Genomic DNA, 9,517 nt, shown 5'->3' with positions numbered 1-9,517 from the left:
GCTTCTTTTTTTGAAGCAACGAAGTTCAACGCCACCAGTGCATCGATAACGGAAATACTGGCTGACACCTCAACCATAGGCAAGTCTCCACCCGTTGCACCTTCCTCAAATGTCTTGCGCGCTGTTTCTGCAGCAAGCGCGGCGGCATCGGCACCGCGACACAATTCGGTCGCCGCATTCGCAAGGGCGATTTTTGCTGCGTTAATTTCCGAACCGCCAAGGGCTTCTAGCCGTGCGATTTCCTCCGAGGGCAGATCCGTAAACAACCGCAGGAAACGGCCAACATCGCGGTCATCGGTGTTCCGCCAAAACTGCCAATAATCGTAATCGGGCAATTGCTCGCGATTAAGCCATATTGCGCCAGAGACTGATTTGCCCATTTTTGAGCCATCCGCTTTGGTGATGAGCGGGGTGGTGAGGCCAAAAACCTCCGTGCCATCCATACGGCGCGCGAGTTCCATTCCGTTGATGATGTTGCCCCATTGGTCGGACCCGCCCATTTGCAGACGCACGCCGAGGGTGTTGCTTAGGTGACGGAAATCATAACCTTGCAGGATCATATAGTTAAATTCGAGGAAGGTCATCGGCTGCTCACGGTCCAACCGCAACTTTACCGAATCAAATGTCAGCATGCGGTTGATAGTGAAATGCGTGCCGACTTGCTGCAGCAATTCGATATATCCAAGCTTCCCAAGCCAGTCATGGTTGTTGACCATCACTGCATCTGTCGGGCCATCACCGAAAGTCAGAAAACGCTCAAACGCCGTGCGGATCGATTTAATGTTAGACTCGATCGTCTCGTCGGTCAGCATTTTGCGAACTTCGTCTTTTCCGGTCGGGTCGCCGATACGTGTGGTCCCGCCGCCCATGACCACCACCGGTTTATGGCCAGCCTGCTGTAAGCGGCGCAGCAGCATGATGGACACCAGATTGCCGACATGAAGCGATGGCGCGGTGGCGTCGAAGCCGATATAGCCCGGGACAATCTCTGTAGATGCCAATGCGTCGAGCGCCGCAGCATCCGTTGTCTGGTGAATATAGCCACGTGCATCGAGCAGGCGAAGGAGATCGGATTTATAAGCAGTCATAGCGCGCCCGCGCCTAGCATGGAGTTTCGACATTGGCCAATATTTCGATGATGCAAGTGCCATTGATTTGCCATCCGCAGTCCGATGCTGGCGGTGCCGAGGGAATACAGGTGGTGATATCGCGGAGCGATAGCGGAAAAGTTGAACTGACATATGGTGTTTTGGGGAGCCTAGAGGCGGTGGAAATTGTTGCTCCAGCAGCACCAGAACGGGTTGATGAATTATGGAAAAAAACATGTTTCGAGTTATTTGTCGGTAATATTGAAGACGAAATATATTTAGAATATAATTTTGCACCTTCAGGCCAATGGGCTGCATATCAGTTTTCCGGGTATCGTGCCGATATGGCGGAATTGGAAACGGAAGTTCCTGACATTCAGACGGAGGAAAACGAGAGTGTTCTGAATGTTTCGGTGAAGTTCCAGTTACCGGACGCTTGGCGGGGGCGCGCATTACTGGCAGGCGTTAGCGCGGTCATCGCCACCAAAAGTGGGGATTTCTCTTATTGGGCCGTTGCCCATCCTCCAGGTAAGCCGGATTTCCATCATAGGGATTGCTTTGCCTTGCATCTGGAGGCACGAGGCACGCTATGAACTTCGGAATTGATCGCCTTTTAACCGAGCCTGAGCTGCGCGCTCCCTTGAAGGGTAAGCGCGTAGCTTTGTTGGCGCACCCCGCCTCCGTTACCGCCGGCCTCACCCACGCGCTTGATGCGCTCGCCACATTGAGTGAGGTCAACATCACCGCCGCATTTGGCCCACAACATGGCCTGCGCGGGGACAAGCAAGACAATATGATGGAATCGCCGGATTTCGTGGACCCAGCGCACAATATCCCGGTGTTCAGCCTTTATGGCGAAGTCCGACGCCCCACCTCAGTGTCGATGGAAACTTTCGATGTCATCCTGATCGATATGCAGGATTTGGGCTGCCGAATTTATACCTTTATCACGACCTTGCTGTACATCCTTGAGGCTGCCGCTGAGCACGGAAAAACAGTTTGGGTGCTCGACAGACCAAACCCGGCTGGACGCCCTGTAGAGGGGCTTAGATTGCGTGCTGGATGGGAGAGCTTCGTCGGCGCCGGACCCATGCCGATGCGCCACGGCATGACGCTGGGAGAGCTTGGTCACTGGTTCATTGATCACTACAAGATCGATGTCGATTATCGCGTCATCCAAATGGAGGGATATTCGCCAGACGCGGCGCCAAGCTTTGGGTGGCCATCGGACAGGCTGTGGATTAACCCAAGCCCCAATGCTCCAAACATCAACATGGCGCGTGCATATGCAGGGACAGTCATGCTTGAGGGAACAACACTGTCCGAGGGCAGGGGGACCACACGTCCGCTTGAGATATTTGGTGCGCCAGATATCGACGCGCGCGCTGTCATCGCCGAGATGAAACGCTTCGCGCCGCAATGGCTCAGGGGTTGCAGTCTGCGCGAAATCTGGTTCGAGCCAACGTTCCACAAGCACATGCAGCAACTTTGCAATGGCGTGCACATTCATGCCGAAGGACCAGACTACGACCATCAGGCGTTTCGGCCGTGGCGGTTACAGACGTTGGCGTTCAAAGCCATCCGTAAACTGTACCCCGACTATCCGCTTTGGCGTGATTTCCCTTATGAGTATGAATTTGGAAAGCTTGCGATTGACGTCATCAACGGGGGGCCGGCTTTGCGCGAATGGGTGGATGCGCCAGACAGTTCGCCCGACGAATTTGACGCCATGACGTCAGTCGACGAGCAAAGCTGGATCGAGGAGCGCCGCAAATATCTGCTATACTAATGGCCGTGCTTGCGGCTTAGTTCTCGCATCGCGTCATCAAGGCCCTCAAGCGTCAGGGGATACATCCGGTCGTTCATCAGCTCCTTGATGATCTTCGTGGATTGCGAATATCCCCACTGCTTTTCAGGGACCGGGTTTAGCCACACAGTGGCAGGGTAAGTGCTGGTGATCCGGTTCATCCAGACCGCACCCGATTCTTCGTTAAAATGCTCAACCGAGCCGCCAGGATGGGTGATCTCATACGGGCTCATCGACGCGTCGCCCACCATCACCACCTTGTAGTCATGCGGGAACTTGTGCAGCACATCCCACATCTGCGTGCGCTCGCTAAACCGGCGTTTATTGTCCTTCCATACGCCTTCGTAGGGGCAATTGTGAAAATAGAAAAACTCAAGGTTTTTGAATTCACTAGTGGCGGCACTGAATAACTCTTCGCATAATTTGATAAACGGATCCATCGATCCGCCAACGTCCAACATCAGGAGCACTTTAATCGCATTGCGGCGTTCTGGCCGCATTTTGATATCGAGCCAGCCCTGACGGGCCGTGCCGTTGATTGTGCCCTCAATGTCAAGTTCTTCAACTGCGCCATCGCGGGCAAAACGGCGCAGGCGGCGCATAGCGATTTTGATGTTGCGGGTACCCAACTCTTTGGTGTTGTCGAGATTTTGAAATTCGCGTTTGTCCCAGACCTTTACCGCACGCTTGTGTTTGGACTCGCCACCTATCCGGACACCTTCGGGGTGATAGCCAGAATTACCGTATGGTGAAGTACCCCCTGTGCCCACCCATTTATTGCCGCCCTGATGACGCTTTTCCTGTTCTTCGAGGCGCTTCTTCAGAGTTTCCATCAACTCGTCCCAGCTGCCCATTTTTTCAATCTTTGCCATTTCTTCCGGCGACAGATATTTCTCGGCAATGGCCTTCAGCCAGTCTGCGGGAACATCAACAGGGTTTTGTCCATACTCCGTGAATATGCCCTTGAAGACTTTTCCGAAAACTTGGTCAAATCGGTCAAGCAATGCTTCATCTTTGACCAAAGTCGTACGCGCCAGATAATAGAAGTCCTCAGGACTCTGGCCAATAACCTCTGCGTCAAGCGCAGCAAGCAGTGCCAAATGCTCCTTAAGCGACGCGGAGATTCCCGCCGTCCGCAATTCTTCCATGAACGAGAAAAACATCAGCGGACTCCTGTTTAATTGACCAGTTAAGCTTTTGGCTGTTCTGCGACGCGGCGTCAACATCCGCTGGTTAACCCGGTGATAACCAAATTGCTTTACGGCTTTGCGGACCAACAGAAAATGGGATGGCGAACCTGTGAAAATGGAAAAAATAGCGTTGACTGAAAATCATTGGATTCGCGAAACGGCCCGCATTTGCGGGGATGTCACTGTCGGCTGCACAGAAGCTGCGGGTGTTCTGGAAAAGGCTCTGCAATCTGCTGACTGGCTTAAAGCGCGACATGGCGAGCTGACGGAACTTACCCTGGGTCTCGATTCAGACATTGCAGAGGTGACGCATGCTACGCGGGAGGCCAGAAATCTGGCTGATTCTGCGGTGAGTAAACTGATGACAGGTCAGGAGACCGTTCAGCTTTCGCTCGCAAGTTTTTCAGAACTCGTCACTCTCATCATTAATCTTGGTCCGCATATCACAGGCTTTGCCGCGGCGATGGAGCAAGTGAAGCGAGTCTCACAATCAATCGACTCAATTGCGCGCACGACAAATATGCTCGCGCTGAACGCGGCCATTGAGGCAGAAAAAGCCGGAGCGGCGGGGCAAACTTTTGCCGTCGTCGCCGCTGAAGTGAAAAAGCTTGCACATGACACCCGGCGTGCTGCTGTCGAAATCACGGGAACAGTCAATTCCTTGTCCCATGAGGCAGCCAAATTTGTTGAACAGATTGAAGACGGCATTGCCACCAGCAGTGCTGCCCAGCAGCAGTTTTCAAGTCTGGAAGAACTCATCAACGGCGTAAGCGATGTTGTGGCTCAGGTCGGGGATCACAACCGCGGAATTGCCGAAAGCACTGCCCAAATTCACCGCGGCCTTATCGATTCGCAGAAAGTGCGTGATGCCGTCGCCAAGGCAAATATCGAGATGTTTGCAGCGGTCGGCGAAGCACATACTCAAATTGGGACTCTGGAAGAGCAAGCCAACCGGATGTTCGACAACATCGTGCACAGCGGGCTATCGCCGCGCGACACCGAATTTGTGGAGCGTGCCCAAAAAGAAGCCGAAAAGATTGCCGCTATCACCGAGGCGGCTATCGCCAATGGTTTGCTGGAGGTGGACGCACTTTTTGACACAATGCTTATTCCCATCACTGGCAGCAACCCGCCGAGGTTTACCACTAGGCTGACGTCTTGGGCGGAACGGCACTGGCAGCCAATGCTTGAAGCCGTCAAGCAAAGCAATCCGGATGAAATATTGTCCGTTGTGTGTACCAGCAAGGAGGGCTTCTTGCCTGTTCACCTTAAGGAATTTTCGCGGGCCCCTACCGGCGATATAGCCCATGACACAAAATATTGCCGTAATGGCCGGGTTCTGTTTGAAGGCATCGACATTATAGCGAAGGCAAGCGAACAGGACTATATGATGGCTGTGTATCGCCATGAAGGCGATGGACGAACATATAAGGTTGTGCGCAACGTTTATGTGCCGTTACGCATTAACGGTCAGCGCTGGGGTGACCTTGAGCTCGCATATGTCGTTTAAGCCTCAGCCTGCCGGACTTAGCTGTTCTGGCGGCGCGCCATAAATGCAAGACGTTCGAACAGCATGATGTCCTGTTCGTTCTTCAATAATGCTCCATGTAGCGGCGGGATCGCTTTTGTCGGGTCACGGGACTGCAGCACGTCAAGTGGCATATCCTCGTGCAGCAACAGCTTCAACCAATCCAGCAATTCACTTGTACTTGGTTTTTTCTTGAGACCCGGAACGTCCCGAACCTCGTAAAAAATGTCCATAGCTTTAGAAACCAGCATCTTTTGAATGCCGGGGAAGTGGACATCGATAATCGCTTGCATGGTCGTGCGATCGGGGAATTTAATATAATGGAAGAAACAACGGCGCAAAAATGCGTCGGGCAATTCCTTTTCATTGTTCGAGGTGATGATCACGATAGGCCGTTCGACGGCCTTGATGGTTTCCTGCGTTTCGTAAACGAAGAATTCCATGCGATCGAGTTCCTGCAGCAAATCGTTGGGAAATTCGATGTCCGCCTTGTCAATTTCGTCAATCAAAAGGACAGGCAACTGTGGCGCAGTAAAAGCGTCCCACAACTTACCTTTTTTAATATAGTTTTTGATGTCGTGCACGCGCTCGTCGCCCAGTTGGCTATCGCGGAGCCGCGCGACTGCGTCATACTCATATAGTCCCTGATGGGCCTTGGTTGTAGACTTGATATTCCATTCGATCAGCGGTGCACCAAGTGCGGTCGCAATTTCCTGCGCAAGTACGGTCTTGCCCGTTCCGGGTTCACCCTTGACCAACAGAGGTCTGCGCAGTTTGGTTGCAGCGTTAACGGCAACCTTCAGGTCATCAGTGGCGACGTAATTATCAGTGCCTTCAAAGCGCATGGACAAACCCCGTTTGTTAATCGAACGGTTAATTCGTTAAGTGTGACCACGGTGATATGCAACCTTATATTGAATGGAGCGCGCTCGCCCCTCAGGCCGCGAGCATTTCGACATGGCGCGCCACAACGAGCTGCCACAGGCAGCGTTGCTGCGCCAATGTCTGGTCGGCACCAAAGGCCATAGCTCGTCGGTAGCCTTCATTATGCTCAAGTTTTTCCACCAACTGCACGCACTCGGTAACCGAGGGCAGGGTGACAGGGCTATGGGCTAACCCCATTTCATAGGCGACAATATCAAGCAATGGGCGTGTTTGATGCCAGTCGAGCACAAACGCGATGACGGCGCCCGATGAACAGCCTTTGCGATCAGATGTTGCCAGCAACTGGAAATTTTTGGCTTGGCTCTCGACCAATGCATTGACCTTGTCTTGGCCCGACAGTCTCCGAATGGGGCCAGCCGTTACCGTAAGCCGGTTTAAGAAAGCGCGTTCTCCCAGCATGCCATCTATTGCTTGAACGAGCCAATTGCGGGCAGCTTCATCAACAATTTTCTGAGCCGCATAATCGATAATGCCCGGATGGCGACCATGCGAAATGTGCATGAAGTGCGAAATGTCCGCCAATAACGCGGTTCTTGCGCTTTTTCCTTGGGCGCGAAAATGAGGCTTGTCCCGCTTATTTGTTAGGAAGCTGAGCAGAGGAGCCACGACGTTCAGGCTTCCATCGGACATTATGTTGCGGACAAAAATGTCGCTCTGGCCATGATGAAGTGGAGGCCGTGCTAAATTGTCCATATGCTCCTCCTCGGCAAACCCACGCGTCTGGACACACCTAAGGGCGAACTAGTAGCGAAAAGTGTTAAATATCTGGTTTACAGCAACTAAGGTAATTGTTGAGGCAAGAACATACGCCCAAGCGCATGTAACGTCCAACCAAGCTATTCCCATTTCGGATAAAAGGCCGTTCTTGGTCACAAGAACAGGCTTTTATTCAAAAATTTGGCCTATTACTGGTCGAGGAAGCTGCGCATTTTGCGGCTTCGGCTTGGATGTTTCAGTTTGCGTAACGCCTTCGCCTCAATCTGGCGGATACGCTCTCGCGTAACACTAAATTGCTGTCCGACCTCTTCAAGCGTATGGTCAGTGTTCATGCCGATACCGAACCGCATGCGCAGCACCCGCTCTTCACGCGGCGTTAACGAAGCAAGAACGCGAGTCACAGTTTCCTTTAAATTGGCCTGAATCGCCGCATCTACCGGAATGACGGCGTTTTTATCCTCGATGAAGTCACCCAAATGGCTGTCTTCCTCGTCGCCAATCGGTGTTTCAAGGCTGATGGGCTCCTTGGCTATTTTCATCACCTTGCGCACTTTTTCAAGCGGCATGGAAAGGCGTTCGGCCATCTCTTCCGGAGTTGGCTCGCGGCCCTGTTCGTGCAGGAACTGCCGACTCGTGCGCACCAATTTGTTGATCGTCTCGATCATATGCACCGGGATACGGATTGTACGCGCTTGGTCAGCGATCGAACGGGTGATAGCCTGACGGATCCACCAAGTGGCATAGGTACTGAACTTGTACCCACGACGATATTCAAACTTATCAACCGCCTTCATCAAGCCGATATTGCCTTCCTGAATGAGATCGAGGAACTGCAAACCACGGTTTGTGTATTTCTTGGCAATGGAAATCACGAGGCGCAAATTGGCCTCGACCATTTCCTTTTTGGCGATGCGTGCTTCACGCTCGCCCTTTTGCACCATGTTTACAATGCGACGGAATTCGCCAAGCGACATGCCCGTGTTGGCCGCAATGTCCGCGATTTCAGCGCGAATGCGTTCAACGCTTTCGGCTTCGTTGGTCGCAAATGCCGTCCATTTCTTGTCAATGCTGGAAACATCAGCAAGCCAGTTTTCGTCAAGCTCGTGCCCCATATAGCTGTCGAGGAAAGCTTTGCGGGGTACCTTGTGACGTTCGGCCAGGCGGAGCATCTGGCCACCCAATGCGGTCAGCCGACGATTGAACGAATACAACTGATCCACAAGATATTCGATCTTGTTTGCATGGAACTGAACGCTTTCGACTTCGGCCGTCAATTCTTCCCGCAATTTGTGATACTTATTTTCCGATGCTGTGGAAAAATCTTCACCTGCATTCAGTGCACGCATACGTTCAAGCTGAATATTCGAAAATTTCTTGAACAAAGACGTGATCTTGGCAAAGCGTTCAAGCGCAGCAGGCTTCAAAGCCTCTTCCATTTGTGCGAGGCTGAGGGTGTTGTCTTCTTCTTCTTCCTCCACAGGACGGGTGCGCCGCTCGGTCATGTCGTCATCGTCGTCGCTTGCCGCTTCCGGCTCGTCTTCGACTTCTTCTTCCTCTTTGTAAGAGGGACCAGCGGTCTTCTCGCTGATTTCGCCGTCGCCTTCTTCTTCTCCATCTTCAGTCAAAGATTCTGGAGCCGGTTCCTTAGACAGCATGGCGTCCAGATCCAGGATTTCGCGCAACTGCATCGCGCCGTCGTTGAGCGCGTTCGACCAGTCAATGATGGCATGAAAAGTGATGGGGCTTTCACACAAACCAAGGATCATCGTGTCACGGCCGGATTCAATCCGCTTCGCAATGGCAATTTCGCCTTCGCGCGATAGCAATTCTACCGCGCCCATTTCACGCAAATACATGCGCACAGGATCGTCAGTGCGCTCGCCGGTACCTGTCTTCTTGATTGTGTTCGTCAGAGAGCGAGGGTCATTTTCGGAAACATTATCGATGGTTTCGACTTCTTCCTCTTGCTCCTCTTCGCCGTCTTCGCCAGCTTCTTCATTCTCTACGATCTGAACGCCCATGTCGTTAATCGCGGACATCACGTCTTCGATCTGTTCGGACGACATTTGGTCCTGGGGCAATGCTGCATTAAGTTCGTCGTAGGTCAGGAAACCGCGGCGCTTCGCCTTGGCGAGCAGCTTTTTTACGGTCGCATCATTTAGGTCAATCAGCGGTGCATCACCGTTTTCGCCGATATCTTCTTCATTTTCATTTGCGCGACTTGCCAAAATAATTCCCCGAT

General features: G+C 52.6%; 8 protein-coding genes. 3 read left to right on the top strand and 5 right to left on the bottom strand.

Translation table 11 applies throughout. From position 1 onward, the window contains the following. Positions 1 to 1,088: tyrosine--tRNA ligase (gene tyrS, locus ACK4S7_RS01150; protein WP_409643636.1), on the bottom strand; the 1,088-nt coding region annotated here is incomplete at its 3' end. A gap of 32 nt (positions 1,089 to 1,120) precedes the next feature. Between tyrS and ACK4S7_RS01145 the strand changes: the two genes are divergently transcribed. Continuing rightward, positions 1,121 to 1,681 carry a DOMON-like domain-containing protein gene (locus ACK4S7_RS01145; RefSeq protein WP_409643634.1) on the top strand — a complete coding sequence of 187 codons (561 nt, stop codon included), beginning with the start codon at positions 1,121 to 1,123 and terminating at the stop codon, positions 1,679 to 1,681. Next, positions 1,678 to 2,877, top strand: coding sequence for an exo-beta-N-acetylmuramidase NamZ domain-containing protein (locus ACK4S7_RS01140; RefSeq protein WP_409643632.1), 1,200 nt, complete (start codon positions 1,678 to 1,680; stop codon positions 2,875 to 2,877). The genes ACK4S7_RS01145 and ACK4S7_RS01140 overlap by 4 nt, the downstream gene beginning before the upstream one ends. On the opposite strand, the gene ACK4S7_RS01135 is transcribed toward ACK4S7_RS01140, so the two are convergent. Next, positions 2,874 to 4,058 (bottom strand): vWA domain-containing protein, encoded by a 1,185-nt coding sequence (locus tag ACK4S7_RS01135; RefSeq protein WP_409643630.1) that lies wholly within the window; start codon positions 4,056 to 4,058, stop codon positions 2,874 to 2,876. The two genes, ACK4S7_RS01140 and ACK4S7_RS01135, sit on opposite strands and share 4 nt — an antisense overlap. A gap of 157 nt (positions 4,059 to 4,215) precedes the next feature. Between ACK4S7_RS01135 and ACK4S7_RS01130 the strand changes: the two genes are divergently transcribed. Then, entirely contained in the window at positions 4,216 to 5,595 is a 1,380-nt protein-coding gene (locus tag ACK4S7_RS01130) for a methyl-accepting chemotaxis protein (RefSeq protein ID WP_409643628.1), read from the top strand. A 17-nt stretch (positions 5,596 to 5,612) separates the two neighbouring features. Here the strand turns inward: ACK4S7_RS01130 and ACK4S7_RS01125 are convergent, their stop codons facing one another. The 3 genes from ACK4S7_RS01125 to rpoD form a co-directional block, all read right to left on the bottom strand. After that, on the bottom strand, positions 5,613 to 6,458 hold the full coding sequence (locus tag ACK4S7_RS01125; protein WP_409643626.1) for an AAA family ATPase: 846 nt from the start codon (positions 6,456 to 6,458) through the stop codon (positions 5,613 to 5,615). A gap of 91 nt (positions 6,459 to 6,549) precedes the next feature. Then, complete coding sequence (locus ACK4S7_RS01120) at positions 6,550 to 7,251, bottom strand: DUF6975 family protein (RefSeq protein ID WP_409643624.1); 702 nt, start codon at positions 7,249 to 7,251, stop codon at positions 6,550 to 6,552. A gap of 212 nt (positions 7,252 to 7,463) precedes the next feature. Further along, entirely contained in the window at positions 7,464 to 9,503 is a 2,040-nt protein-coding gene (gene rpoD, locus ACK4S7_RS01115) for an RNA polymerase sigma factor RpoD (RefSeq protein ID WP_409643622.1), read from the bottom strand. Between the last annotated feature and the right edge of the window lie 14 nt (positions 9,504 to 9,517).

This window comes from Sphingorhabdus sp. (genome assembly GCF_046292425.1).
Lineage (GTDB): Bacteria > Pseudomonadota > Alphaproteobacteria > Sphingomonadales > Sphingomonadaceae > Sphingorhabdus_B.
Note: the sequence above shows the minus strand (reverse complement) of the source record. Positions and strands in the feature narration are given on the sequence as shown.

Coding starts and splice junctions, on each gene's coding strand:
- ACK4S7_RS01140 (WP_409643632.1), top strand. CDS start 1,678: ATGAACTTCGGAATTGATCGCCTTTTAACCGAGCCTGAGCTGCGCGCT.
- ACK4S7_RS01135 (WP_409643630.1), bottom strand. CDS start 4,058: ATGTTTTTCTCGTTCATGGAAGAATTGCGGACGGCGGGAATCTCCGCG.
- ACK4S7_RS01125 (WP_409643626.1), bottom strand. CDS start 6,458: ATGCGCTTTGAAGGCACTGATAATTACGTCGCCACTGATGACCTGAAG.
- ACK4S7_RS01120 (WP_409643624.1), bottom strand. CDS start 7,251: ATGGACAATTTAGCACGGCCTCCACTTCATCATGGCCAGAGCGACATT.